This window comes from Kaistella rhinocerotis (genome assembly GCF_030243905.1).
In the GTDB taxonomy this organism is placed as follows: Bacteria; Bacteroidota; Bacteroidia; order Flavobacteriales; family Weeksellaceae; genus Kaistella; species Kaistella rhinocerotis.
Genome location: NZ_JASSYY010000001.1, coordinates 758,691 through 784,291, shown reverse-complemented (window position 1 = coordinate 784,291; position 25,601 = coordinate 758,691). Strand labels below are relative to the sequence as shown.

22 protein-coding genes and 1 tRNA gene are annotated in these 25,601 nt (G+C 43.6%); 14 read left to right on the top strand and 9 right to left on the bottom strand.

Translation table 11 applies throughout. From position 1 onward, the window contains the following. The first annotated feature begins 71 nt into the window (after nt 1-71). From QEP06_RS03585 to dnaJ, 5 genes are all read left to right on the top strand, one after another. Entirely contained in the window at nt 72-1,355 is a 1,284-nt protein-coding gene (locus QEP06_RS03585) for an OmpA family protein (RefSeq protein WP_285269098.1), read from the top strand. Nucleotides 1,356-1,457: 102 nt separating this feature from the next. Beyond that, nucleotides 1,458-2,789 carry an Nramp family divalent metal transporter gene (locus QEP06_RS03580; RefSeq protein WP_285269097.1) on the top strand — a complete coding sequence of 444 codons (1,332 nt, stop codon included), beginning with the start codon at nt 1,458-1,460 and terminating at the stop codon, nt 2,787-2,789. Continuing rightward, nucleotides 2,786-3,535 (top strand): transporter, encoded by a 750-nt coding sequence (locus QEP06_RS03575; RefSeq protein ID WP_285269096.1) that lies wholly within the window; start codon nt 2,786-2,788, stop codon nt 3,533-3,535. The genes QEP06_RS03580 and QEP06_RS03575 overlap by 4 nt, the downstream gene beginning before the upstream one ends. A 71-nt stretch (nt 3,536-3,606) precedes the next feature. Further along, the gene (locus QEP06_RS03570) at nt 3,607-4,146 is read left to right on the top strand and encodes a nucleotide exchange factor GrpE (protein ID WP_285269095.1); all 540 of its coding nucleotides are present in this window, start codon (nt 3,607-3,609) and stop codon (nt 4,144-4,146) included. Nucleotides 4,147-4,220: 74 nt separating this feature from the next. Beyond that, entirely contained in the window at nt 4,221-5,339 is a 1,119-nt protein-coding gene (dnaJ, locus tag QEP06_RS03565; RefSeq protein ID WP_285269094.1) for a molecular chaperone DnaJ, read from the top strand. A gap of 84 nt (nt 5,340-5,423) precedes the next feature. Here the strand turns inward: dnaJ and QEP06_RS03560 are convergent, their stop codons facing one another. The 4 genes from QEP06_RS03560 to QEP06_RS03545 all read right to left on the bottom strand — a co-directional run bounded on the left by QEP06_RS03560 (nt 5,424) and on the right by QEP06_RS03545 (nt 10,021). Next, nucleotides 5,424-6,107 (bottom strand): DedA family protein, encoded by a 684-nt coding sequence (locus QEP06_RS03560; protein WP_285269093.1) that lies wholly within the window; start codon nt 6,105-6,107, stop codon nt 5,424-5,426. Between the two features lie 65 nt (nt 6,108-6,172). Continuing rightward, nucleotides 6,173-7,285 carry a peptide chain release factor 2 gene (gene prfB, locus QEP06_RS03555; RefSeq protein WP_251833027.1) on the bottom strand — a complete coding sequence of 371 codons (1,113 nt, stop codon included), beginning with the start codon at nt 7,283-7,285 and terminating at the stop codon, nt 6,173-6,175. A gap of 150 nt (nt 7,286-7,435) precedes the next feature. Beyond that, nucleotides 7,436-9,091: an alpha-glucan family phosphorylase gene (gene glgP, locus QEP06_RS03550; protein ID WP_285269092.1), complete on the bottom strand. Its 1,656-nt coding sequence runs from the start codon at nt 9,089-9,091 to the stop codon at nt 7,436-7,438. A 93-nt stretch (nt 9,092-9,184) separates the two neighbouring features. Next, nucleotides 9,185-10,021 (bottom strand): DUF3667 domain-containing protein, encoded by an 837-nt coding sequence (locus tag QEP06_RS03545; RefSeq protein WP_285269091.1) that lies wholly within the window; start codon nt 10,019-10,021, stop codon nt 9,185-9,187. Between the two features lie 150 nt (nt 10,022-10,171). Here QEP06_RS03545 and QEP06_RS03540 point away from each other — a divergent pair, with 150 nt between their 5' ends. Both QEP06_RS03540 and mtaB read left to right on the top strand, forming a co-directional pair. Then, the gene (locus QEP06_RS03540; protein WP_285269090.1) at nt 10,172-10,396 is read left to right on the top strand and encodes a hypothetical protein; all 225 of its coding nucleotides are present in this window, start codon (nt 10,172-10,174) and stop codon (nt 10,394-10,396) included. Between the two features lie 75 nt (nt 10,397-10,471). Continuing rightward, nucleotides 10,472-11,821 (top strand): tRNA (N(6)-L-threonylcarbamoyladenosine(37)-C(2))-methylthiotransferase MtaB, encoded by a 1,350-nt coding sequence (gene mtaB / locus QEP06_RS03535; protein WP_285269089.1) that lies wholly within the window; start codon nt 10,472-10,474, stop codon nt 11,819-11,821. Here the strand turns inward: mtaB and QEP06_RS03530 are convergent. From QEP06_RS03530 to QEP06_RS03520, 3 genes are all read right to left on the bottom strand, one after another. Beyond that, entirely contained in the window at nt 11,811-11,972 is a 162-nt protein-coding gene (locus QEP06_RS03530; RefSeq protein ID WP_285269088.1) for a hypothetical protein, read from the bottom strand. The two genes, mtaB and QEP06_RS03530, sit on opposite strands and share 11 nt — an antisense overlap. 128 nt (nt 11,973-12,100) lie before the next feature. Next, a complete protein-coding gene (mqo, locus tag QEP06_RS03525; protein WP_285269087.1) occupies nt 12,101-13,618 on the bottom strand; it encodes a malate dehydrogenase (quinone) in 1,518 nt (505 codons plus the stop codon). Between the two features lie 44 nt (nt 13,619-13,662). Continuing rightward, nucleotides 13,663-14,670 carry an NAD(P)H-dependent glycerol-3-phosphate dehydrogenase gene (locus QEP06_RS03520; protein WP_285269086.1) on the bottom strand — a complete coding sequence of 336 codons (1,008 nt, stop codon included), beginning with the start codon at nt 14,668-14,670 and terminating at the stop codon, nt 13,663-13,665. A 270-nt stretch (nt 14,671-14,940) separates the two neighbouring features. On the opposite strand from QEP06_RS03520, the gene QEP06_RS03515 reads away from it, so the two are divergent. Then, nucleotides 14,941-15,795: a M23 family metallopeptidase gene (locus QEP06_RS03515; protein WP_425256186.1), complete on the top strand. Its 855-nt coding sequence runs from the start codon at nt 14,941-14,943 to the stop codon at nt 15,793-15,795. Between the two features lie 148 nt (nt 15,796-15,943). Here QEP06_RS03515 and QEP06_RS03510 read toward each other — a convergent pair. After that, nucleotides 15,944-16,017 (bottom strand) — tRNA-Arg (locus tag QEP06_RS03510). Nucleotides 16,018-16,260: 243 nt separating this feature from the next. Between QEP06_RS03510 and QEP06_RS03505 the strand changes: the two genes are divergently transcribed. The 3 genes from QEP06_RS03505 to QEP06_RS03495 are packed head-to-tail and all read left to right on the top strand — an operon-like array spanning nt 16,261 to nt 19,854. Beyond that, complete coding sequence (locus tag QEP06_RS03505; protein WP_285269084.1) at nt 16,261-17,109, top strand: ABC transporter substrate-binding protein; 849 nt, start codon at nt 16,261-16,263, stop codon at nt 17,107-17,109. A gap of 48 nt (nt 17,110-17,157) precedes the next feature. Beyond that, a complete protein-coding gene (gene mtgA, locus QEP06_RS03500; RefSeq protein ID WP_251833037.1) occupies nt 17,158-17,802 on the top strand; it encodes a monofunctional biosynthetic peptidoglycan transglycosylase in 645 nt (214 codons plus the stop codon). A 15-nt stretch (nt 17,803-17,817) separates the two neighbouring features. Beyond that, entirely contained in the window at nt 17,818-19,854 is a 2,037-nt protein-coding gene (locus tag QEP06_RS03495; RefSeq protein ID WP_285269083.1) for a recombinase, read from the top strand. Here QEP06_RS03495 and QEP06_RS03490 read toward each other — a convergent pair. Further along, nucleotides 19,832-20,125, bottom strand: a complete 294-nt coding sequence (locus QEP06_RS03490) for a hypothetical protein (protein ID WP_251833039.1) — start codon at nt 20,123-20,125, stop codon at nt 19,832-19,834. The genes QEP06_RS03495 and QEP06_RS03490 overlap by 23 nt on opposite strands. 189 nt (nt 20,126-20,314) lie before the next feature. On the opposite strand from QEP06_RS03490, the gene QEP06_RS03485 reads away from it, so the two are divergent. From QEP06_RS03485 to QEP06_RS03475, 3 genes are all read left to right on the top strand, one after another. Next, nucleotides 20,315-21,583 (top strand): glucose-1-phosphate adenylyltransferase, encoded by a 1,269-nt coding sequence (locus QEP06_RS03485; protein ID WP_251833040.1) that lies wholly within the window; start codon nt 20,315-20,317, stop codon nt 21,581-21,583. 69 nt (nt 21,584-21,652) lie between these two features. After that, nucleotides 21,653-22,687, top strand: a complete 1,035-nt coding sequence (locus tag QEP06_RS03480) for a polyketide cyclase (protein WP_285269082.1) — start codon at nt 21,653-21,655, stop codon at nt 22,685-22,687. Nucleotides 22,688-22,789: 102 nt separating this feature from the next. Next, the gene (locus QEP06_RS03475) at nt 22,790-25,588 is read left to right on the top strand and encodes a 2-oxoglutarate dehydrogenase E1 component (protein ID WP_285269081.1); all 2,799 of its coding nucleotides are present in this window, start codon (nt 22,790-22,792) and stop codon (nt 25,586-25,588) included. Nucleotides 25,589-25,601: the final 13 nt, after the last annotated feature.

Genomic DNA, 25,601 nt, shown 5'->3' with positions numbered 1-25,601 from the left:
AAAGCAGTAGTTCGTTTGGATTAAAATTTGCATCAGGTTTTTCTGAATGTTAAATTTTAAAATAAACTACTATGTCATTAAACATTATTGATCTTATTCGTGGTCAGCTGGGTCCTGCACTTATTTCACAGAGTGCCACACAGTTGGGTGAAAGTGAATCTACCGTATCGAAAGCGGTGAGCGTTTTATTGCCTTCAGTTTTTACGGCGCTGGCAGATAACGCAGATAAACCCGGTGTACAAAGTACGATAAGCAATTCCTCTGCAAGTGGCCTTTTGGGCAATTTGCTGAGCGGAACAGCGGGTAACTCAATGGTTGCTACGGTGTTGTCAGCAATTTTTGGTGACCGCGTACCTAATCTGGTAAATTCCGTTTCAGAATATGCGGGAATAAACAATACGTCGGCAAATTCACTTCTATATACCGTGACCGGTGCTGCTGTGGGTTCTATTGGTAAATATGCCGAGGATCAAAACATGGATGCATCGGGCATTGCGTCTCTGCTGCGGGATGAGCGCCAAAATGTTGCATCACTTGTTCCGGCTGGATTCACATTTGCTGATACCACACAAGGCAGTTTGGCAAATGCTGATGAATATCCGGATGCCGCTAAGATCACTTCTGCCGAGCCTGCTGAAACATCTACCGTAGATGTGAACAGAGGAGGAAATACGCATGTGCATGTAGACAGAAATGATGTTCACAAAGAAGGTTCACTGTGGAGATGGCTGCTGCCGCTTATCTTGCTGGCGCTGGCTGCGTGGTTCCTTTGGAGACAATGTGACAAATCTGCCGAGCAGAGTACTGTGATGACGGATTCTACCGCAGTACAGTCTGAACCGGCTGCAGTGCTTACAGATACTTTAGCAGACAGTTCGATGACTACCGCAAACCGCGAATCCATGGCAGTGGCTTTGCCATCGGGTAGCAGTGTAAATGCGTACCGTGGTGGAATAGAAGACCAAATTGTAGCTTTTTTAAATTCTGACGAATATAAAAGTGCAGATGACGATGCACTGAAGGACAGATGGTTCAATTTTGATAACCTGAATTTCGAGTTTAATTCAACTAAACTTACACCTGAATCTCAGGTTCAGCTTGATAATATCAAGTCGATATTAGCAGCATATCCCGATGCCAAAATTAAAATCGGTGCCTACAGCGATAAAAAAGGAGATGATAACGCAAATAAGAAGTTATCTCAGGACCGCGCGAACGCAGTGAAGGCTGCACTCGCTTCTCCGCAGGTGGTTTCAGCTGAAGGATATGGAGAAGAGTTTGCCACAGTAGAGGAGTCTGCCAGTGACATGGAGCGTGAAAAAGACAGAAAAACAGCAATCAGATTCACGAAATAGTGATCAAAATTTAATTACTTCCCGGCTTGTCCGGGATTTTTTTTTGCAATTTATTTGGACGCTTCTATTAATTTAATATATTTGTTAGACTAATCTAACATTTTGAAAAATATAAATAATGGCTGGCGTTACGCACGCCGCGCAGATTCGCTGCCTGAAGTCTTTTCGAGTGTAAACATTCCGAAAAATGCCGGTTTCTGGCGGAAACTTTTTGCATTTACAGGGCCCGGTCTTATGGTCGCGGTCGGCTATATGGATCCAGGCAACTGGGCGACCGATATTGCCGGCGGCGCACAGTTCGGCTATGCATTGCTGTCTGTGGTGCTCATTTCAAATCTGTTCGCGATCATTTTGCAGCATCTCTCGCTAAAACTAGGCATCGTTGCGGAGCGTGATTTAGCACAAGCTTGCCGCGACCATTTTGATCCGGTGACGAATTTTATCCTTTGGGTCTTCTGCGAGATTGCGATTGCGGCCTGCGACCTGGCGGAAGTGATTGGTGCGGCCATAGCGCTGAATCTGCTTTTCGGCATTCCACTTACATGGGGCGTAGTGATCACCGTGATTGATGTTTTCATCATACTTTTTCTTCAAGCTAAAGGTTTCCGCTATATCGAAAGTATCGTTGCAGGTCTGATCATCGTCATCTTAGGATGTTTTGCGTATGAAATAATATTAAGTAAACCCGATATCTTCCCCATTTTAAGTGGTCTTGTTCCTCAGAAAGAGATCGTCACCAATCCGGCGATGCTCTATATTGCGATCGGGATTTTGGGCGCCACCGTGATGCCGCACAATTTGTATCTGCACAGCAGCATCGTACAAACCCGAAATTATGAGCGGACGACGGAGGGAAAGAAAGAAGCCATCAAGTTTGCCACTATCGACAGTACGGTGTCGCTTTTTCTCGCCTTCTTTATTAATGCAGCCATTCTTATCGTTGCTGCAGCCACGTTTCACACGACGGGAAATCAGGATATTGCAGATATTCATGATGCTCACAAAATGCTGACACCGCTTTTGGGGACCACGCTTGCGAGCATTGTATTCGCCGTGGCTCTTTTAGCTTCAGGCCAGAACTCTACACTCACCGGTACGCTTGCCGGCCAGATCGTGATGGAAGGTTTTCTGAACATCCGTCTGAAACCCTGGCTTCGCCGCCTGATCACCAGGCTGATTGCGGTTATTCCGGCCTTGATTGTTACTGTTTTATATGGCGAAAAAGGCACAACCGATTTATTGGTACTCAGCCAGGTCATCTTATCGATGCAGCTGAGCTTCGCGGTCGTTCCGTTGGTGATGTTCACCGGCTCAAAACTTAAAATGGGCGAATTCGTGAATAAATCATGGCTTAAAATTTTGGTTTGGATAATTGCCGCGATCATTATTGCCCTTAATCTATATCTGCTGCTCGAAACATTCACCAAAATATGAAAGCGCTAAGTTTTGCAGTTTTTTTACTTGCGGTTCCAATTCTGAATTTTGCGCAGGAACAGATTGAAACCGACAGGCCCGATCAAACCGAATCTCCCGCAACCGTTCCTCATCGGTATCTGCAGGCTGAAACCGGATTTATGTATGAGAAAGTGCACAAGGATGCACAAAATATTTACCATCCCACGCTATTGTGGCGGTACGGACTCACTCCAAATGTTGAATTTCGACTTCAAACCGATTTCACAACCGAAAGTAGGGCAGGCAGAAGAATTTCAGGTTTTTCTCCGGTAGCGGTTGGTTTTAAAACATCGTTAATAAAAAGTAAAGGTTATATTCCGGACATTTCCTTCGTTGGTCATCTCACCCTTGCGGAATTAGCGACTGCAGACCTGCAATCTACTTATGTCGCGCCGGATTTCAGGTTTCTTTTCCGCCATGCGTTTTCAGATCATTTCGAGCTCAGTTATAATCTGGGTGCAGAATGGAATGGAGAAACTCCTGACGCAAGTGCGCTCTATACCATTGCCGCAAGCTACAAAGCTGCAGATCACTTGTCTCTCTTTGCTGAATTTTACGGTTATCTGAATAAATATGAAAGTGCCGATCACCGCTTTGATGCAGGCGCAATGCTGCTTTTAAATCAAAACTTTTCCTTAGATATATCAGCGGGCGCCGGACTTTCTGAACTTTCGCCATCCTATTTTGTTTCGGGTGGCTTCTCTTACCGGTTGCCGCTGCACTAAAATCTGCCTAAATGTCCGTATCCCTGATTTGGCAAAATCTTTGAGAACGTTGCTGGATAAATTGTATAATTATGTCAGAAAATAAAGAATTTCAGGAAGATGAACTGAATTTGCAGGAAGAATCCAATGAAAATGTAGAGAATAACCAGCCTGAAAATGTGGCAGAGACACCTTCTGCGGAGGAACTTTTGGCAGACGAGAAAGACCGCTATATCAGACTTTTCGCAGAGTTTGAAAACTATAAAAAGCGCACCACGAAAGAAAAAATGGAATTCTTCCAATACGCGAATCAGGATATGATGATTTCGATGTTAGGAGTTCTGGATGATTTTGAGCGTGCCTTGAAAGAAATTGCGAAGAACGGCAATGAAGCAGATCTTCAGGGAGTGGAGCTCATCTATCAAAAACTTAAGAATAAACTCACAGAAAAAGGTCTGAAGCCCATCGAAGTGAAAGCCGGAGACGATTTCAATGTAGATTTTCACGAAGCCATAACGCAGATTCCCGCGCCTTCAGAAGATCTGAAAGGTAAGATCGTAGACGTAGTGGAAACCGGTTATCAGTTGCATGACCGCGTGATCCGTTTCAGCAAAGTAGTTACCGGAAACTAAAACATCAGCAATGATTAGTGGGTTTTCAGGCAACTACCCATTACCCATTCTTCATTACTTATCCTATTTAAAAGATGACAAAAAGAGATTATTACGAAATTCTGGAAGTTTCTAAAAGTGCGTCAGCAGACGAGATAAAGAAAGCTTACCGGAAGATGGCTTTAAAATATCACCCAGATAAAAATCCAGGTGACAAGACCGCAGAAGAAAAATTCAAAGAGGCGGCAGAAGCCTATGAAGTGCTCAGCGACGATAATAAGAAAGCGCGTTATGACCAGTATGGACATGCGGGCGTGAATGGCGGCGGCTTCGGCGGTGGCGGTTTCGGTGGCGGTATGAATATGGAAGATATTTTCTCGCAGTTCGGTGATATTTTCGGTGGTCATTTCGGTGGCGGCGGATTTGCCGGTGGCGGTCAGCGTCAGCAGGCACGCGGTTCCAATCTTCGGGTTCGCATCAAGCTGAACCTGGAAGAAATGGTAAACGGTACGCAGAAAACCATCAAAGTGAAAAAAATGAAGATGGCGCCGGGTGCCACTTCAAAAACGTGTACTACCTGTAACGGTGCCGGTGTGCAGATGAAGGTGATGAATACGATGTTCGGACAGATGCAAACGCAAACCACGTGTGGAACCTGCCAGGGTATCGGTAAAATTGCCGATAAAATTCCAGCGGGTGCCAATGCGCAGGGTTTGATTAAAGAAGATGAAGAAGTAACGATCAACATTCCGGCAGGCGCACGCGAGGGTATTCAGCTCAACGTTCGCGGTAAAGGTAATGATGCGCCGTTCGGTGGCAATCCGGGCGATTTACTCGTGGTGGTAGAAGAAGAGGCAGATGGTAGCATCAAACGCGAAGGTGACAACCTTCATCAGGAATTATACATCTCTTTCGCGGAGGCCGCTTTGGGAACTCAAAAAGAGATTCCGACGGTTGGCGGAAAGGTGAAGATAAAAGTGGATCCGGGAACGCAGTCCGGCAAAATCCTGAGACTTTCAGGCAAAGGACTACCGAGTATTGATAGCTACGGCAAAGGCGATATGTTTGTCCACATCAATGTATGGACGCCGCAGCACTTGTCTCCGGAGCAGCGCGCATTCTTTGAGAAACAGATTGAAAACGGCGAAATGATGGCCGAGCCGTCCGGAAAGGAAAAGACTTTCTTTGATAAGGTGCGTGATCTTTTCAATTGAATAGCGGCACGCTTTAGGCTGAGTATTTAACAGAAAATAAAAAGCAATCTAAATTTTAGATTGCTTTTTTAGTATTTAATAGCATTAATGCTGGCTATAATCTTTCGTGTTTTTCTTTCCGAAGAAGAATTTTAATACAAGTGGGACCGTAGTGACCAGCACGATGATCAGGATGATTATTTCAAGATGGGTTTTAAGGTCAATACCGAATTCGTCAAGGAAGATCTTGTCCAGATAATGACCCGCAAAAATTAATGAGAAAGACCATAAAAAGGCACCGATGATATTGTCTATCAGAAAACGCCCTTTATCCATCTTCACGATGCCTGCCACGATAGGCGTAAAGGTTCGTACAACAGGAAGAAAGCGAGCCATGATCACAGCAAGCGCCCCATGCTGCTCGAAAAAGTCATGCGCCTGAAACAGGTATTTTTTCTTAAAGAGGAAAGTGTCTTCTTTTTTGTAAAGTGCCGGGCCGGCTTTTAAACCAAACCAGTATCCAACTTCATTTCCAATAATGGCTGCCAAAGCCACAGCGGTTGCGAGAATGGTGGTATCCAGAAAGTCACTTCCGGTAGAACCTATAGATTCATTGATAATTTCTACGGCGTAAATTCCGGACACGAACAGAAGGCTGTCACCCGGTAAAAAGAAGCCGACGAAAAGACCTGTTTCTGCAAAAATAATAAACAAAATGAGCCAGAAACCGCCCATTTGTATATAAAATTCAGGATTCAGCAAATCCTTCCAACTCTCAAAATTTCCCATATTCACAAAGGTAACAAAAGGGCAGTTTTTTCGGAAAATTTATATAGTTAAAGTTTCCCAAAACATCAGAGCGAAAAATCGTCTTCAGTTGCGGCTGTACCGTCTGCCATAAGGAAGGCTTTAAGGAAAGGTGTAAGGTTACCGTTCATCACGCCGTCTACATCCGACGTTTCATAACCCGAACGCACATCTTTCACCAGTTTATAGGGATGCATGACGTAATTCCGGATTTGGCTGCCCCACTCAATCTTCATTTTGCCGGCTTCGATCTCGTTTCTGGCTTTCATCCTTTCCTCAAGTTCCATTTCGTAAAGTCTTGAACGCAGGAGCTGCATTGCCTTTTCTTTGTTCTGAAGCTGGGAACGGCTTTCAGAGTTTTCTATGATGATTCCGGTAGGAGCGTGGCGAAGTCTTACAGCGGTTTCTACTTTGTTCACGTTCTGGCCTCCTGCGCCGCTGGAACGCATGGTCTCAAATGAAATGTCGGCGGGATTGATGTTGATTTCGATTGTGTCATCTACCAAAGGATAGACGTACACGGAAACGAAACTCGTGTGGCGTTTCGCATTTGAATCAAACGGTGAGATTCTTACCAACCTGTGCACGCCGTTTTCGCCGCGCAGATAGCCGAAAGCAAATTCGCCGTCGATCTCGAGTGTTACGGTCTTTATCCCCGCTACATCACCTTCCTGAAAGTTGAGTTCGCGGAGTTTGTAACCCTGTTTTTCGGCCCACATCGTGTACATCCGCATCAGCATCGATGCCCAGTCGCAGGATTCGGTACCACCGGCACCGGCGGTGATCTGAAGAACGGCCGAAAGCTCATCGCCTTCGTTTGAAAGCATATTTCGGAACTCAAGGTCTTCGATCTTTTCTACAAGCACAGGAAAGGCTTCATCAAGTTCTTTTTCTGAATCGGGATCTTCTTTGGCAAATTCTATCAAAACCTGGATGTCTTCGAAACGGCTAACGATCTCTTCATAATCAGTCACCCATTTTTTCTTCGAGCGAAGTTGCTTCATGAACGCTTCAGCCTCCTTCGGATTGTCCCAAAACTCCGGCGACACGGTTTTTTCTTCATCGTTGGTGATCTCTATTTTCTTTTTTTCGATCTGAAGGAACTTATATAAATCGGCTACACGCGCCTGTACATCTTTGAGCTGGTCACTGTTTGTCATATCGCAAAAATACGGATTTGACCTTAAAATCCGGCTTTTAAATCTTGGTGAAAATTTTGAATGGAATTTTAAATACTTAATTAAGAACATTAGGTACAAAAAAATCCGGAAACGAATTTTCCGGATTGTGTTTAAATATTTAAAAACTGCCTAAGCGTAAATCTGCTTATAATACTCATCGGCCATACGGTCACTGTTGAACGCGGTTTTCACGTCATCCATCGCCTGTTGCTGTACTTTTCTCCACTTATCGGGCTGGTCATAATACATCGGCAGGATTTCGTTCTCCAGGACGTTGTAGAGGTTCTCGAGATCAAAATTATCCTGATCATAAACGCTCATGTTCTCATAATCGGCTTGTGGCACCACGAAACCGTTCACTCCGTTTTTGGCAAATTCCGGAATCCAGCCATCGTCTGTCGAAAGGTTTACCGAGCCGTTCATCGCAGCGGTCATTCCCGAAGTTCCAGATGCCTCGCGCGGAACTCTCGGGTTATTCAGCCAGAGATCAGAACCTTGCTTTAAAGCTTTGCTCAAAGCCAACTCATAGCCTGTCAGCACGGCCATATTCTTATAATTCTTGCTTTCTTCAACAAGCGTATTAAAGGTAGAGATCGCCGAATAATCCATCGGATATGGTTTTCCGGCCCAAATAATCTGTACGGGATATTTCGGGTTGTTCAGCAGTTTCTCAAATCGTTCTTTATCGTGCAAAAGCATGTCCGCACGTTTGTATCCTGCAAAACGGCGCGCCCAAACAATGGTGAAAACATTCGGATCAAAAAGGTTTCCTGTTTGGTCGGCCACGATCTTGAACGTTCTTTTTTTCAAATGCTTCTTGCGGAAATCGAATGTCATCGTGTCATTCTCATCTTTCGCGTCATAAAGCGGTTTATCGGCCCAGTATTTAAACTCCTGAGCGTTCGTGATCGCCTTTATTTCGCAAATCCCGGGATATTTGTTCCACATTTTTCGCGAAACCTTGCCGTGAAGCTGGGAAACACCATTGGCGATACGTGCCATCTTCAGCGCGCACAGTGAGTGATTGAATCTGTCGTCCTGTTCGCCTTCTATCGCACGCACTTCCTCAATCGAAAGTCCGGAAAAATAAGACATATTATGGCACAGGAAAAGGTCGTGTTTTTCGTTCCCGGCTTCTTCAGGGGTGTGTGTAGTGAAAACGAGTTTCTCTTTTACTTTCGCCAGATCACCGCCGAACTTTTTAAGTAAATAAAACGCCGCAGGTAAACCGTGTGCTTCATTCAGGTGATAGACATCGCGCGTCAGTTTCATCTCATCAAGAAGTTTCGCGCCGCCTTTTCCGAGGAGGATGTATTGCGCAAGTTTCGTTGATTCATTCGCATCATAAAGACGGTGACAGATGGTTTTTGAAACATGGTCATTTTCCGGCACGTCCGTAGAAAGGAAGAACATAGGTGCGGTGTGGAAAATTTCGGGATCTAGGTAATACGCTTTTACCCAAACTGGCGCCGAGTGAATTTCGATCTGAAACTTAATTCCAGTATCAACCAAAAACGAATACATCTTTTTGGTCCATGTTGGCTGCAGTGTCTGGTCATGATTGCGTGCCTGGTCATAGTAACCGAATTTCCACAAAATACCGATTCCTACGAGGTCCTGCTTCAGGTTATAAGCACTCCGCATGTGCGATCCGGCTAAAAAACCCAGGCCGCCGGAATAGATTTTCAGTGCCTGGTCGATAGCGAATTCCATCGAGAAGTACGCGACTTTTTTCGAATATTCAGGGTTGATATCAAACGGAATGGTAAAGTTTTCAAAATTCATAATTGCTTTGCTAAAAATTTTAGGTGCAAAGGTAAATATTTAAATGCTGGCAAAAGTGACCTTTCCCTCTTTTTGGCTAATTCATAATACTTGTCATATTTTCTCAATGATCTTGGTGAAAACACCTTCGTATCCGTAAAGTAAAATCCCAATTACCGTAAATATCAGCGCGGCAAGCACCAGGTAAATCAGTGAGAAAAAGTACGTTAAAAACGTTGACCACAAAGAACGGAGAAGAACGTAATTGTTTCCCCGTTCGTCAAAAAACTGCATCAGAGAAAACGTGATCATACCCCATGATAGCAGAAAAAACCAACCGTTCTGGTTTCCAAGAAAATGGTTGAGAAATATAAAGGGAATATAGAGTACGAGCGACTGTCCGGCCAGGAAAAGCATGATGACAAGCCATTCGGGATAATTGATCCTGTATTTTCGGAAGCCCAAAAAGTAACCGAGTGCCGCAACCGGCAGAACCAGCAAAACAGTAAATGCGAAATGTTCGCTAAACCAATCGATGACGTGCCGGAAATAGGCAACAAGACCTTCGAAATCTACGTAGGACGCTAAAGAGGTGTCTGCAGTGTCCTGTTTGGTAGTAAGTCCATCACCCTCTTTCGGTTCTTTTTTAAAAAAATATTGAATCAGTGCACAAACCGACCCCAAAATCACTACGAGCGTAAAAGGCGGGAAGTGTGGCTTACGTTTTCCATCAATATATTCGCGGATCGAATGGCCGGGTCGTGTGAAAAGTTCGCGGATCGTAAATAGAATTCCGCTGTCAACATGAAAAACGCCGTGCTGCAGCTCGTGGATCAGAAAATGGAGGTTGATGCGGTGCGTATCGGTTTTCTGTCCGCACTGGTGGCAGAAACGCTGATGCAGAAGCAGGTGCTGACGGCAGTTTCGGCACCTATTTTCGTGGGTTTTCATCGGATTAGTTTTACCAAATTTAAAATTTTTGCGAGATTTATCATGCCGCGAATCAAAAAAATTAGATCGAATTACTTTGCAACGCATTCACTTTCAGACCTGATTTTTATTTTTTTATCTTTAATTAACATTTCATTTGCATTTTATACGATGAAAAAAACCGGCTGCCAGAATAAACACACCCATTTAACTGACGATTTAAAAGAGAAGTCAAAGTCTTCGGCTAGGGCCAATAATTCAAATAAAAAGTTGGCAGACAGTAAATCAGACACAACAGAATCAGATGAAAAACTTCGCCCGAACAGTTCGCCTGTTTGTTTCGCCGAAAGTGAGGAGATCCGTGATGAATTCAAAACAGATTCAGACGATCTGTGATAACTGTTATAAATCTGTGAAGTTTTCTGTTTCCAATCTTCCGGAATAATTTCGCTAAATTTGCAGCCTCAAAATATGGAAACTTTACTCCCTAAAACCGCTGCATTTCACACGCTTGGATGCAAACTGAACTTCGCTGAAACCTCTACGATCGCGCGTCAACTTACCGACGCAGGTTATGAAAAAGTGAGTTTTGACGACCGTGCGGATATATATGTAATCAATACCTGCTCCGTGACCGATAATGCAGACCGCGAGTGTAAACTTCACGTGAAGCGTGCTATGAAAGCAAATCCTGACGGACTTGTGGTGATCATCGGCTGTTATGCCCAGCTGAAACCTGGTGAAATTTCGGCAATCGAAGGCGTAGATTTGGTGCTGGGCGCAAAGGAGAAATTCAATATTTTAAATTATCTCGATGATCTGAGAAAATCATCAACCAACGGCCAGATTCACTCGTGTGAGATTGCGGAAACAGATTTTTTCATCGGAAGTTATTCCATCGGAGACCGAACGCGCGCCTTCCTGAAAGTTCAGGATGGTTGCGATTACAAATGTACCTATTGCACCATTCCGCTTGCCCGAGGTATTTCGCGAAGCGATACCATCGACAATGTAGTGAACAACGCGAAAGAGATCGCGGCAAAAGGCATAAAGGAAATTGTACTGACCGGCGTAAATATCGGCGATTACGGTAAAGGTGAATTCGGAAACAAAAAACATGAACACACATTTCTTGACCTGATCTCAGAACTTGATGAGGTAGCAGGAATTGAAAGGATCCGAATTTCGTCGATTGAGCCCAATCTGCTGAAGGATGAAAGCATAGAACTTGTGGCGCAGAGCAGCAGGTTTGTGCCTCATTTTCATATTCCGCTGCAAAGCGGTTCAGATGAGATTCTGAAGAAAATGAAGCGGCGCTATCTGACGGGTTTATACTCCGACCGGATTGCAAAAATCCGGGAGGTAATGCCCGATGCATGTATTGGCGTTGATGTAATTGTGGGGTTTCCCGGCGAGACTGAGGAAAAATTTCTGGAGACCTACAACTATCTGAACAGCCTGCCGATTTCCTATCTGCACGTGTTTACCTATTCTGAACGCGAAAATACGGAAGCAGCTGACATGGAAGGCGTAGTAAGTATTGCGGAACGTAAAAAACGGAACAAAATGCTTCGCATCCTTTCGGAGAAAAAAAAGATGGAGTTCTATCGGACCCAAACTGGTAAGACACTTCCGGTTCTTTGGGAACATGAAAACCGGAACGGAAAGATGTACGGTTTCACCGAGAATTATGTGCGCGTACAAAAACCATTTGACCAAAATTCGGTTAACCAAATCGAGTTGCTCACACTGGGCGAGATTTTAGAAGACGGAAGTGTTTCAGCAAAAGCTTCTTTCAACGCTTTCCTAGCTAAGGTCTAGCATCTACAGGCTGCGCATCGCCGGTGGGCAACGTCATGAAAAGGTTTGGAAAAATTTGCATAATGATGAGGTATGAAATGATAACGACAACCAGCAGCACAATAGCGGCGATCATGAATTTCCCGGGTTTATTTCTGTCTGGATTTTCCATAGCATTTAATTTTTTTAATGTTAAAATTCCATAAGCGATTTTTATGCCATCAGCGACGTATTGAAAGCGTCGCAGCCATTAAGAAATCCATCTTCAAACCCTAAGATGCTTTGGTTCAGGCAAACAGTTTATTGCTTATCCCCGTAATTAAGATTTAAAATCTCTTTGGTGTACGCACGCGTTTTCCGCACGAGTTCGGGATTATCAGACAGTTTTTGGCCATAGGTTGGGAATATTTCAAGGATTTTTTCGCGCCATTCATTATTAAATTTGTCCTTAAAGCATTTTTCCAGCACCTGTAGCATTGCAAAAGCCGCCGTAGAAGCGCCGGGCGACGCACCGAGCAAAGACGCGATGGTTCCCGCAGAATTTACCACAACTTCTGTCCCGAACTCCAGTTTTCCACCCAATTGGTCATCCTTCTTGATAATCTGTACGCGCTGACCAGCCACTTTTATTTCCCAGTCTTTTTCTTCGGCATCTTTTATAAATTCACGCAAATGCTGAATCCGCTGCGTCTTGGTCATCGCAACCTGACGCAGCAAATATTGTGTTAATGGTAAATTGTGCCACCATGCGCCAAACAGCGAGCGTATATTCTTGAAATTAATACTTTCGGGCAAGTCGAGATAACTGCCTTCCTTTAAAAATTTAGTGGAAAAACTTGCAAACGGACCGAAAAGCAAAGCCTCTTTCCCGTCGATGATGCGCAAGTCAAGGTGCGGAACACTCATCGGTGGTGCGTCCAGCGGTGCCTGTGTGTACACTTTCGCACGGTGTTGCTTCACCAGATCCTGATTGTGTGTTACCAGCCATTCGCCCGAAACCGGAAACCCGCCGTAGCCTGCTCCTTCGGGGATATCTGAACTTTCAAGCAACGGAAGCGCATATCCACCCGCACCGATAAATACAAAATCTGCTACCACACGCTGGCTGTGCTGATGAAGCCTGTCTTTCACGCGCATCTGCCAGGCATTGTCTTCACGCGGATCCAGATCTTTTACTTCGTGATACAGGAATACTTCAACGCCGGAATCTTCGATGAGGTAATGTGCCATTTTTCGGGTCAGTGTACCGAAATTGACATCGGTCCCCAAATCCATTTTTGTTGCTGCAAGTTTCTCATGCGGGTTTCTTTTGCTCATGATGAGCGGGATCCACTCGCGTAGTTTTTCATGATCGTCACTGTACTGCATCTCCTCAAACAGCGATGACTGCGACATCCGTTCATGACGTTTTTTCAAAAACTGGCGGTCATTCTCACCAAACACAAGACTCATGTGCGGACATGAATTGATGAACTCGTGCGGATTCTGAATGTATCCCTGCCTTATGAGAAAAGCCCAGAACTGCTTTGAAATTTCGAACTGCTCTGCAATATTTTCGGCTTTGCTGATATCGATGGAGCCATCCGGAAGTTGCGGGGTATAATTCAGTTCACAAAATGCAGAATGCCCGGTCCCGGCATTGTTCCAGGCGGCCGAACTTTCCTGCGCAAAGCGACCCAACCGTTCAAAAATTGCAATTTTCAGTTCAGGCTGCAGTTCGTGCAGCAAGGTGGCCAGCGTGGCGCTCATTATTCCACCGCCGATTAACACTACATCATATCGCGGTTTAGGTGTAATTTGGTTTCGGAATTTTGGCATTTTTCAAGTCGTTTTTAATGATGGAACGCCGATAAAGATGCTGATCAATTGAGCAAAACGGTAAGTTTCTTAAACTCAATTTCTGCGTTGGCCTCCTCATACAGAATGCGGTAAACCGCATCTATGATGGGCGTCTTCATGTTTTTTTCCTGTGAAGTTTTGTAGATGGAGTCTGCAGCATAATAGCCTTCTGCGATCATGTTCATAGACTGCAATGCAGATTTCACCGTGTAACCTTTACCAATAAGATTGCCAAGATTCCGGTTTCGCGAAAAAAGTGAATAAGCCGTCACCAAAAGGTCACCCAGGTAAGCGCTTTCATTCACATCGCGCGGCATTTCATGTATGGCTTCCAGGAAAACTTCCATTTCGCGTATCGCATTGGTCACAAACACTGCAGTAAAATTGTCTCCGTAACCCAAACCGCTCGCAATGCCGGCTCCTACGGCATAAATATTTTTCAGAATAGCACTGTATTCATTGCCCAAAATGTCTGCAGAACAATTTACTTTAATAAAATGTGAGGCAAATTTTTGGCTCAGCATTTTCTGGTTTTCTTCGATGGTCGCAATCGTCACGTACGAAAGCCTCTCCATCGCCACCTCTTCGGCGTGGCACGGACCGGCGATCACGGCCTGACTTCGGAATCCTATTTTAAATTCATCACGAAGATAATGTGCCACTACATCATTCACTTTCGGTACAATACCTTTTATCGCTGATACGAAGATCTTGCCCGAATAATCACAGGTCATTTTCTCAAGTGAATCCGACAGATAAATGGAAGGTGTTGCAAGAACGATGATGTCGCAGGCGGTGACAAGCTCATTGACGTCAGTAGTAAGATGAAGATGTTTTACATTGAAATTTACAGCTGTGAGGTAAGTCGGGTTGTGGTGCCGCAGTTCAATGGCTCCCTTTACAAACTCATTCCGCACACACCAATGGACGATTTTGCTGTTTTCAGTTAGCATTTTTACAATCGCAGTCGCGAAGCTTCCACTTCCCAATACGCCGATTGTCTTATCATTTTCTGAAGCCTTTCTTGCCATTAAAATTTAGTTAATTAACAAATATACAAAAGTGCGGTTATGATTGAGGAAATTTAGGGTAAAACCCGTTCCGAGGTGGGGAGTGTGGCAGTTTTCCGTGATGTACATTCGGCAACTTAAAGTTAAATTATTTTAAAAAAAGACACTTACGTATAGGAATGACAGATTTTTATTAATTTTGCAGCCGCTAATTTAAACATAATGACATTTTACAATAAGATAGTTCAAACAATCAAATCAAAAGCCATTCTTAAAATTATTGGCGCATTAATGTTTACCGTGATTGCTGCACAGTCGGTAATCATCGGGAAAATGTATTCTGAACAGAATGACAAGACCTACGAGGTGAATCTCGTGAAAATAAACACACAGAAAGACAGTGTGGATTATTTGGAAATGAAAAATAAACTGTCGCTGGTTGACCAAACTGTGAGAGAACTTAACTCTTTTCTTGCAGAAAAAAATCTTTCAGACGCAAGAATTGCCATGCTTGCGCAAGACAGCATTTCAAATGCCGTTTACCTTGCAAGACAAACCAACCGCTACAGCCAATATCTGATGGATTTGCAGAACAAATTGCAGCAGGTTCCGCTCGGCATCCCGACGGACGGTTATATTTCATCAAATTTCGGAAAGCGAGTGAACCCGATTCCGCCAAGAAATATCCTGATGGCATCAGCGCAACCTATGAAAAGCGTGGTTCCGCAAGTGCAGGTTTCACCGGAGAAAGACTCTTTGGGTAATGTAAGTGCCTCTAAAAAGCCTAATAGCAACGCTACCGTGCAAAAATCTGACGCAGCTGAAGCGAAACCGATCCAGTTTCACAAAGGAATGGATATTGCGGTGCCGTTCGGTACTGATGTACGTGCTGCGGCGCGTGGAACCGTTATTTTTGCCGGCGCGAAAGGTGGCTATGGTAATTGCGTGATCATCTCACATGGAAATGGCTTGGCGACACTTTACGGGCACTTATCCACTATCAAAGTGAAAGCGAACGATGTGATCGAAGTAAATGAGGTGATCGCAAAGTCCGGAAACTCAGGACGTTCTACAGGTCCTCACCTGCATTATGAGGTGCACAAAAACAATACACCAGTAAATCCCAAACTGTTCGTAAACCTTTGATTTTAATTCTTATATATAAATTTAAGCACGCTTTCACAGCGTGTTTTCTTATTTATTAAACAGCAAGAGCAATATAAAAACAGTGAAATCTTCATAAAAAAAGTGCAAAAAAAAATCCTGCAAACGAATTGCAGGATTTAATAAAAAGTGACCTCGACAGGATTCAAACCTGTAACCTTCTGAGCCGTAATCAGATGCGCTATTCAGTTGCGCCACGAGGCCGTTTTTCGGTTTGCAAATATAGCACTTTTTTGGTTTCTTTGAGAAATGAAATGCAAAATTTTATTTTTTATTTTACTTTTTGTTCTTAACTCATGTAAAAAGGAAAGTATTGATACGTCCGAAGACTGGCATGATATCTCTGAAAATGTTCGTTTTAAGGATGATACAAACACATTCGAACTTCAGTCAGGAAAATTTAAATATACTATTCCGCAAAGAAAATTGCCCTTTCAAAAAGTTATTTTGCTCAACGCAAGCCTTGTAGGTTACTTAGCCGAGCTTGGAATGGAAGAAAAAATAGCAGGAATTTCAAGTCCCGAATACGTTTTTTCACCTGTACTGAATACCTTCATTGCGAACGGAACCATCCAGAATGTCGGTAACGAGCAGAAATATGACATTGAAAAAATTATCGCAGCAAAGCCTGATGCGGTTTTTACGAACTATATTTCGAGTTTTGACAACACCTATGATCTCTTAAGAAAAAACGGCATCGAAATCATTTTTCTTGATGAATACCTCGAGCAGGATCCGGTAAAAAAAGCCGAATATCTGTTGGTTTTCGGAAAATTACTCGGCGCCGAGAAGCAAGCGGCCGAAAGGTTGGGCAGCATTAGAGCAGCCTACGATTCCCTTAAGAATTTAGTCAAAAAAGCCCATTCTAGTCCAAAGGTTCTGGCGAACGAGATGTACGGCAACCAGTGGTTTTTGCCCGGCGGTAAAACCGGCCTGGCCCAGCTCATCAAAGATGCAAATGCGCAATATATAAATGCGGAAAACACCGACTCAAAAGCAATTCCGATGAGTTTTGAAGAAGTGATGTCGCGCGCCGAAAAAGCTGAATTTTGGGTGAATGTAGGCAATCATCGCACAAAGAAAGAACTGCTGAGTATCAATCCGAATTATGCGCAAATGCCCGTCTACCACTCGGGAAAGCTGTACACGGTTTCTGGCCGGGAGCGCGGCCGCGCCAATGATTTTTTTGAAAGTGGAGTAGTGCGTGCCGATATCGTCTTAAAAGACTACATCAAGATTTTTCATCCGGAACTATTGCCCGAATATGAACTGACTTACCTTAAAGAACTTAAATAATATCGTTATTTTTGCACGCCCAAAATGGCCGCAACATTACTGAAAAATATGTGGAAAAAAATTAAACGCCTGATTTATATCCTGATCCTTGCCAATATCCTTTTCATTGTATGGGGTAAATTCTTCAATCCTCCAATCACCATTACGCAGATCGGTGGCATCCTTGATTACGGAAAGCTGGAACGCGACTATATTTCCTATGACGAAATGGGAAATAACGTAAAGAAAGCTGTGATCGCCTCAGAAGACCAAGCATTTTTCACCCATAACGGTTTTGATTATAAAGCGATCGAAAAAGCCATGGCGTACAACCAAAAAGGGAAGAAGATTCGAGGTGGCAGCACGATTTCCCAGCAGACAGCCAAAAACATTTTTCTGTGGCAAAGTAGAAGTTGGCTGCGCAAGGGGCTAGAGACAGTTTACACCTTCATTATCGAACTTATTTGGGGGAAAGATGTGATTCTGGAAAGGTACCTGAATTCCATCGAGATGGGCCAGGGCGTTTTTGGGGTAGAGGCTGCCTCCAATTATTACTTTAATAAATCTTCGCAAAACCTGACCAAATCTGAAGCTGCCTGGATTGCCACAATTCTGCCGAATCCGAAAAAATATGATCCCAAAAATCCTTCGGCTTATCTCCAGAAAAAGCACCGATGGATTATGCGTCAGATGAATAACGTAAGTCTGAAATAATTTACCTTTGCACGGATGACGCTCTACCACAACAGAAAGCGCGCTACCTTCACAGCGGTTCTTACCAAATATTTCAGTTTCCAAAATGAAACGAAATCACTGGAGCCGTTATCTGACCTTATGCTTCATCTGCGGCGCACACCGTTTGCCGAAATACTTGATTTTCTTCGGCATAACCCGGATATCACCGCCAATTTTGGCTTCTACCTTAATCATTTGTTTGATGGTAAACCGTTCAACCTTTCGCTCACGGAAGCCAATATACTTTCTGAAAACGCATTTTATCCGGAATTCAAGAAGAGACTTTTAGATAAAGTATTGCCTGCCGTAGAGAACGAAAACTCTGTTTGGGTGCTGGTAGATACTGCGTCGGTGCGGCCCATAAAAGACCTTGAGTATTTTCGGAATATAAGAGAGGAGCAGCTCGATGAACTTTTTTTGCTGCTCGGGATAGATGATATCGTGGCCCGCCCAAAAGCTAAGCGTGAGATTCTGTTCTCCCTGAACATCCTTGCCTGGCGCGTGATCGGAAATGCGATGGATGCCGAAGTGGTGCACATGGCCCCGGAATACCGGCAGTTTGACAATCCGTTCTTGGCGCTGCAGAATGAACTCGATGTCCTGAATGAAAACTTTCTCGAGGATCAGCAATTCTTCCTGCATTCGCGCGATGAACTTTATAAACAGATTAAAGTTTATTTAACGCAATGTCTTGAATTTGTAACCATTGCCTTTAAAAATTCAGAGAAGTATGGCATTTCCGGAAAAATCAACCAGTCACTGATTAAAATTCGGCAGCAGCTGAACCGAATGACAGATATTCTGGAAATTCTGGTTGTAGATTCTGAAAAAGATGTCTTAAAAAATTCCAAACAGCTGTTTTTTAACATATTAGAATACAAAACACACAAAAATAATCTCCGGGATCTGATCTCAGACAGCACGACACTGATGTCGCATCTGATTACCAACCACACAGCCGAAACCGGTGCGCATTATATCACGTCTTCTAAAAGTGATTATTTCACGATGTTTATGAAAGCGAGTGGCGGCGGAATCATTGTGGCGTGTCTTGTCATTCTTAAACTTTTCTACGGCACATTGCCCGGCAGTGATTTTTCGCATGCGGTACTGTATGCTTTCAACTATGCGATGGGCTTCATCATGATTTACCTGATGAATTTCAGTCTCGCTACCAAACAGCCGGCAATGACGGCGGCTACCATGGCTAGGGTGCTTTCAGAAGGTGAAAACACACGTAAGAACTATGTGGAATTTGCCCATTTGGTATCAAAGGTTTTCCGTTCGCAGTTCATTGCCTTCATGGGTAACGTTTTACTGTCTTTTCCGGTTGCACTGGCAATTATTTATGGTTTGGATGTGTTGTTCCAGCAAAATTTTGCTGCTGAAAAAGCCACGAAACTGCTTACAGACCAGGATCCGTTCAAATCAAAAGCGATCCTGCACGCGTGTATCGCCGGTTTTTTCCTGTTTGTATCGGGAATCATTTCGGGAAATGTAGGAAACAGCTCTGTGTATTATAATATTCCGAAGAGACTGGCGAAAAATCCTTTGCTCAATTATTTTCTCGGAGCGCGTACGGCGAAGGGAATTTCGAATTATTATGCCCGAAACTGGGCCGGAATTGTCTCAAATTTTTGGTTCGGGATCTTCCTGGGCGTCACCGGACCTATAGGAATTTTCCTCGGACTGGATTTGGACATCCGCCACATTACTTTTGCGGCCGGAAACGTAGCGCTCGGCTTTTACGGCAAAGGCTTTAATGTAGATTTATATACCGTGATCATCACGGTTACCACGGTCTTTTTGATCGGATTTTTCAATTTTGCTGTGAGCTTTGGCCTATCCATCCTGTTGGCTTTCCGTTCGCGTAAGGTGGATTTGGGAGAGATGAAGGAGATTTCGAGAGAGATCTGGCGCTATTTTATGAAGAACCCGTTCCGGTTTTTCCTACCAATCCGTTCAGAACTTGATGAAACTACCAAGGACATGCTGAATTACAGAAAGGTTACAAAACCTGAAGGTCGATAAAGTTTTCTGCGCCGAATTTATCCTGGAATTTATTTAAATAAAAACTTTTCCGCAACCGGAAATCATTTTTCAGCATTTGAGATTTTATCCTGATTTTCAATACCTTCTGTTCCAGATCTACGGATTCTATCTCTTCGAAAAGCACGTTGCTCAGATATTCTTCCAGAAAATCCTTCACCTCAAAAGCCAGCAGTTTATCTTCAAAACCATGAATTCTTGCAAATGATTTTACAAGTTCGCTGGCCTGAAATTCTCTTTTTTTCTTTTTCACTCTTCAAAGATATGCCTTTCTGTGTTTTTAAATTTACCTTAAGTTAACCGCAGAAATGCCGTTTCGGTGCTGAATTTGCTGGGATAGTAACATCTTTCACGGGATGTAATTTATTTGGTTTCAAGCCAATTAATCCTTAATATTGTTAAGGCCTGGCGAAGGTTTTAAAAACATTAAAAACTTATATTTATGAAGCCCAGCGTAATTTCTATTGTTCTCGGTGGTGGTCGCGGCTCGCGTTTATTTCCACTTACCTATTCACGGTCTAAACCTGCGGTACCTATTGCCGGAAAATACAGGTTGGTTGATATCCCGATCTCCAATTGTCTCAATTCCGGTTTCAACCGTATTTTGGTGCTTACTCAATATAATTCGGCTTCACTGAATTCACATATCAAAAATTCTTATCACTTTGATATTTTCAGCCGTGGTTTTGTGGATATTCTGGCTGCCGAACAGAATGTTGAAAGCGATAAATGGTACCAAGGGACCGCTGATGCGGTGCGCCAGTCTATGAAGCATCTGACCAAATATGAATATGATTATATTCTGATTTTATCCGGTGACCAGCTTTACCAAATGGATTTTCGCGAAATGATCGAATTTCACTGCCAGAACGAAAGCGATATTACGATCGCCACCATTCCGGTAAATGCTCATGATGCAACCGGCTTCGGAATTTTAAAATCTGATGAGCAGGGAAATATTACCTCATTTATTGAAAAGCCTTCCGCAGATCTGCTTCAGGACTGGAAATCGGAGGTTTCGGATAAAAGTAAACGTGAGGGTAAGGAATATTTAGCGTCAATGGGGATTTATGTTTTCAGCCGGAATATGCTTAAAAAAATGTTTGATGAAGATCCAGGTGATGATTTCGGTGGTGAACTGATTCCAAATGCCATCGGCTCGTACAAGATGATGAGTTTTCAGTACGATGGTTACTGGACGGATATCGGAACGATCCAGTCTTTTTTTGATGCAAACCTCGAACTGACTCAGGATTTGCCTAAGTTCAACCTCTTCAGCCGCTCACCGATCTACACCCGCGCGCGTATGCTTCCACCTTCCAAAATCCTGGGATCATATGTGAGCAAAGCCATTTTTGGTGACGGATGTGTCGTGATGGCTGATAAGATCGAAAATTCCATCGTGGGCAACCGCAGCCGAATCGATAAAGGGAGCACACTAATAAGCACGTACATGATGGGCGCAGATTATTACCAAAATACGGAAGAGCTTATGAACAATGAGTCTCAGGGCATCCCAAACCTTGGTGTTGGTAAATATTGCTATATCGAGCGGGCGATTCTGGATAAAAACTGCAGCGTCGGCGATAACGTTCGGATTTTGGGTGGGCAACATCTTCCGGACGGTGATTTCGAAAAATATTCCATAAAAGACGGGATCGTAGTCGTAAAGAAAAACGCCGTAATCACCTCGGGAACTACAATTCCTTAAAATCCAGGGTGAATTTACTGACCTTCATTCCCAGTTGGGCATCAGCTACTTTTTTGTATTTTTGCGGCTATGCGTTGGATTAAGATAATAATGGTCGCCGTAGTACTGGGACTTATTTTTTATGTGATTTCAAAGAATCTTAAGTCCGAAGGTGAAACCTTTTCCGTACGCACCAATGTGAACCAACCTCTTGACCGCGTTTACAGCCAGTTTAGCAATCTGCAGAACTTTGTCGAGTGGAATACCTTTTTTACGCAAAATCCTGATTTCCAGTTTCGTTTTTTCAGTCCCTACGAAGGACAGGGCAGTGCCATGACCTACAAAAATTTAGCTGATGACGATGAATTCGGGGAAGTTTTCATCCGTTTCGCGATGCCGAAAAAAGCAGTTAGATATCATATTTACAGTGCTGATAGTGAGAAACCCGTAGTGCTGGATGTGAAATTTACACCTCAAATGAACACTACTGATATCTTGTGGAGTATAAATATTCCGGGAAAAGGATGGTGGGAAAGGTCCGGCAATCTTACGGCTGAAAATATGCGCTTAAATATTGATTCAAGTACAAAAAACCTTGCCTCAACGCTTGGAAATAAAGTGCAGAAAGAGCAGGAGCGGGAAAATATAAAATTCGATTCGCTGATCATTGAACAAAGCCCCGGAAGATTGCTTTTAGGCGTGAATGTCAGCACCCGCAATACAAAAGATTTGCTCTTCAAAAATATCATACTGAATCATAACAAAACGCTTAACTACATTACCAGCGATTTGGCCAAGAAAAATGACGAATACGGTGAACCTGTGCTGATCACCGATGCAGACAGCTATACGGACAAAGAAGTATCTTACTATTATGGCATTCCGCTTTCAAAACGTATCGGTATTTCTGATAATAATTTTACTTTCCGCACCCTGAACGCATCCCGAAACTACGTGGTTTACTACCGTGGCGCATATTCGGGTCGGGTAAAAGCGATTCAGCAGATTCTCTCTCAGGCCAAACGGGACACATTGCGAACCGGTGAGTTGCAGCAAACCTTCATCGAAGAGCCTACTGCGGAAAGCAATGTCCTTTTGAAACTGGCTGTGCCTGTGTTCCGCTAAATTAAATTCACTCACTCATTTACTGTATTTTTCGGGCCTTTTCCTCATATATTTTTGTTAAATTTGTGTTTTAAATAAAAACAACAGTTTAACCTGTAAATAATGGACAGATTTTCATTTCTGAATGCCGCACATGCGCAGCTTATAGAAGACTTATACCAGCAATATTTAAAATATCCCGATTCACTAGAACCTTCCTGGAAAGCATTTTTCCAGGGATTTGATTTTGCGCTTGAAAATTACGGCGAAGATCAAAATGAGGCGTCTGCACAAAAAAATATCGTGCACGCTGCCAATGATGCTGCATCTCAAGGACTCATCCCTGATGACATAAAGAGAGAATTTAAAGTTCTTAACCTCATTGAAGCTTTCCGCCAGCGCGGACACCTTTTTACCAATACAAATCCGGTGCGCGCGCGCAGAAAGTATGAGCCAACACTCGCAATAGAGAATTTTGGACTTACTGCAGCAGACCTTTCGGTGAAATTTAATTCGGCGACCGAAACCGGATTGAGTTCTGCCGCGACTTTGCAGGAAATCATCCGTCATCTAGAAAATATCTACTGCGAATCTGTGGGTGTAGAATATATGCACATCACTAATGTAGAGGAAAACGCTTTCATCAGAAAGTGGCTTCAGGTAAACGAAAACCAGCCACAACTCAGCGCAGCTGAAAAGACCGAAATTCTGCAGAAGCTGAACCAGGCTGTGGCGTTTGAAAATTATCTTCATACCAAATTCGTTGGACAGAAAAGATTTTCACTCGAAGGTGGCGAATCGCTTATTCCGGCGCTGGATCAACTTATCTCACGCGCTTCACAACTTGGCGTTGACGAGGTAGTATTGGGAATGGCACACCGCGGCCGTCTTAATGTCCTTACGAATATTTTTGGAAAGTCTTACAAGCAGATTTTCTCTGAATTTGAAGGTAAAGAGTTTGAGGAAGACGTATTCTCAGGTGATGTGAAATATCACCTTGGCTCATCAAAAATAATCACGACGGCCTCTGGTGAACAGGTTGCCATAAATCTAACTCCAAACCCGTCGCATCTTGAAACGGTAGGAGCATTGGTAGAAGGAATTTGCCGCGCGAAAGTAGATGACAAGTACAAAGATTACAAAAAAGTATTGCCGATCGTGATCCATGGTGATGGCGCCATCGCCGGTCAGGGCATCGTGTACGAAATCGCACAGATGATGACGCTTGACGGTTACAAAACCGGTGGTACCGTTCATATTGTCGTAAATAATCAGGTTTCATTTACCACGAATTATCTCGATGCAAGATCCTCAACTTACTGTACAGATATCGCTAAAGTGACTGAGTCGCCGGTGATGCATGTGAATGCTGATGATGTGGAAGCGGTGGTGTACGCAATGAAGTTTGCGGCAGATTTCCGTTCTCAGTTTGGCAAAGACGTGTACATTGATTTGCTTGGTTATAGAAAGTACGGCCATAACGAAGGCGATGAGCCGCGTTTTACTCAGCCAAACCTTTATAAGCTGATTTCAAAACATCCGAATCCACGTGAAATCTATAAAGAAAAACTGATCAAGGAAGGAATTGTATCTGAGGAAATCCTGAAAAAGATGGAAACCGAGTTCAAAACACTTCTGGATGCTGATTTTGACGCATCTAAAGAGATCGAAAGAAACACGATGGATATCTTCATGGCGGATGACTGGAAAGATTTTGCTATTTCTCCGCGCGGCGAAATGCTGAAGCCGGTAAATACGGGTTTTGATCTTAATGCATTAAAAGAGTTGGCTAAAAAGATGTCAACCTTGCCTGGCGATAAAAAATTCTTAAATAAAATTACGCGACTGTTCGAAAACCGTCTTAAGATGATCGAAGCCAACTCCCTTGATTGGGCGTTGGGTGAATGGTTAGCGTATGCAACTCTTCTAACTGAAGGCAATAATATCCGTATTTCCGGGGAAGACGTGGAACGCGGAACATTTTCACATCGCCACGCGGTCGTGAAAACCGAAGATACGGAAGAAGAATTCGTACCGCTGAGACATATTTCGGAAAGCAGATTTGATATTTTCAACTCACACCTCTCAGAATACGGTGTTCTTGGGTTTGATTATGGCTATGCAATGGCTTCACCGCAAACACTGACGATCTGGGAAGCACAGTTTGGAGATTTCGTGAACGGTGCACAGATTATCGTTGACCAATACCTGTCTGCTGCTGAAGAGAAGTGGAAGATTCAGAACGGTCTCGTGATGCTTTTACCACACGGCTTCGAAGGTCAGGGCGCGGAACATTCTTCTGCGCGACTTGAACGGTTTTTAGGACTTTGTGCCAATGAAAATATGGCGGTTGCCAATGTTACCACGCCGGCAAACTATTTCCACCTGTTGAGAAGGCAGCAAAAATGGAAATTCAGAAAACCATTGATCGTCATGACGCCAAAATCTCTTCTTCGTCATCCAAAGGTGGTTTCACCGCTTGAAGATTTTGCGAACGGACGTTTCCAGCCAATCATTGATGATGCTACAGCAGATGCGACCAAAATTGAAAAACTCGTGTTGTGCTCAGGTAAAATTTACTATGAACTTTTAGCTAAAAAAGAAGAACGCAACTGTGATAATATCGCGCTGGTGCGCTTGGAGCAACTGTATCCACTGGATCAGGAAAAAATTGCGGAAATCTTGTCTAAATACAGCGCCAGAACACAGATTATCTGGGCACAGGAAGAGCCTGAAAATATGGGAGCGTGGGCCTATATACTTCGCAACCTTCGCGATACCGGTATAAACGTTATCGCACCCGTAGCCAGTGGTTCACCGGCGCCGGGAAGCCACAAAATGTTTGAACGCAACCAGAACAGCGTGCTGAACCAGGTTTTCGACTGTGACGATGCACCTGCACCAAGACCTGTAACAGCTTAATTCATATTTAAAA

Excerpts from the sequence above, each read along its gene's own strand:
- QEP06_RS03520 (WP_285269086.1), bottom strand. The coding sequence starts at position 14,670 with ATGGCAAGAAAGGCTTCAGAAAATGATAAGACAATCGGCGTATTGGGA.
- mqo (WP_285269087.1), bottom strand. The coding sequence starts at position 13,618 with ATGCCAAAATTCCGAAACCAAATTACACCTAAACCGCGATATGATGTA.
- mtgA (WP_251833037.1), top strand. The coding sequence starts at position 17,158 with ATGTGGAAAAAAATTAAACGCCTGATTTATATCCTGATCCTTGCCAAT.
- prfB (WP_251833027.1), bottom strand. The coding sequence starts at position 7,285 with ATGACAAACAGTGACCAGCTCAAAGATGTACAGGCGCGTGTAGCCGAT.
- QEP06_RS03495 (WP_285269083.1), top strand. The coding sequence starts at position 17,818 with ATGACGCTCTACCACAACAGAAAGCGCGCTACCTTCACAGCGGTTCTT.
- QEP06_RS03585 (WP_285269098.1), top strand. The coding sequence starts at position 72 with ATGTCATTAAACATTATTGATCTTATTCGTGGTCAGCTGGGTCCTGCA.
- mtaB (WP_285269089.1), top strand. The coding sequence starts at position 10,472 with ATGGAAACTTTACTCCCTAAAACCGCTGCATTTCACACGCTTGGATGC.
- QEP06_RS03540 (WP_285269090.1), top strand. The coding sequence starts at position 10,172 with ATGAAAAAAACCGGCTGCCAGAATAAACACACCCATTTAACTGACGAT.
- QEP06_RS03485 (WP_251833040.1), top strand. The coding sequence starts at position 20,315 with ATGAAGCCCAGCGTAATTTCTATTGTTCTCGGTGGTGGTCGCGGCTCG.
- glgP (WP_285269092.1), bottom strand. The coding sequence starts at position 9,091 with ATGAATTTTGAAAACTTTACCATTCCGTTTGATATCAACCCTGAATAT.
- QEP06_RS03480 (WP_285269082.1), top strand. The coding sequence starts at position 21,653 with ATGCGTTGGATTAAGATAATAATGGTCGCCGTAGTACTGGGACTTATT.
- QEP06_RS03570 (WP_285269095.1), top strand. The coding sequence starts at position 3,607 with ATGTCAGAAAATAAAGAATTTCAGGAAGATGAACTGAATTTGCAGGAA.
- dnaJ (WP_285269094.1), top strand. The coding sequence starts at position 4,221 with ATGACAAAAAGAGATTATTACGAAATTCTGGAAGTTTCTAAAAGTGCG.
- QEP06_RS03515 (WP_425256186.1), top strand. The coding sequence starts at position 14,941 with ATGTTTACCGTGATTGCTGCACAGTCGGTAATCATCGGGAAAATGTAT.
- QEP06_RS03545 (WP_285269091.1), bottom strand. The coding sequence starts at position 10,021 with ATGAAAACCCACGAAAATAGGTGCCGAAACTGCCGTCAGCACCTGCTT.
- QEP06_RS03530 (WP_285269088.1), bottom strand. The coding sequence starts at position 11,972 with ATGGAAAATCCAGACAGAAATAAACCCGGGAAATTCATGATCGCCGCT.
- QEP06_RS03475 (WP_285269081.1), top strand. The coding sequence starts at position 22,790 with ATGGACAGATTTTCATTTCTGAATGCCGCACATGCGCAGCTTATAGAA.
- QEP06_RS03575 (WP_285269096.1), top strand. The coding sequence starts at position 2,786 with ATGAAAGCGCTAAGTTTTGCAGTTTTTTTACTTGCGGTTCCAATTCTG.
- QEP06_RS03560 (WP_285269093.1), bottom strand. The coding sequence starts at position 6,107 with ATGGGAAATTTTGAGAGTTGGAAGGATTTGCTGAATCCTGAATTTTAT.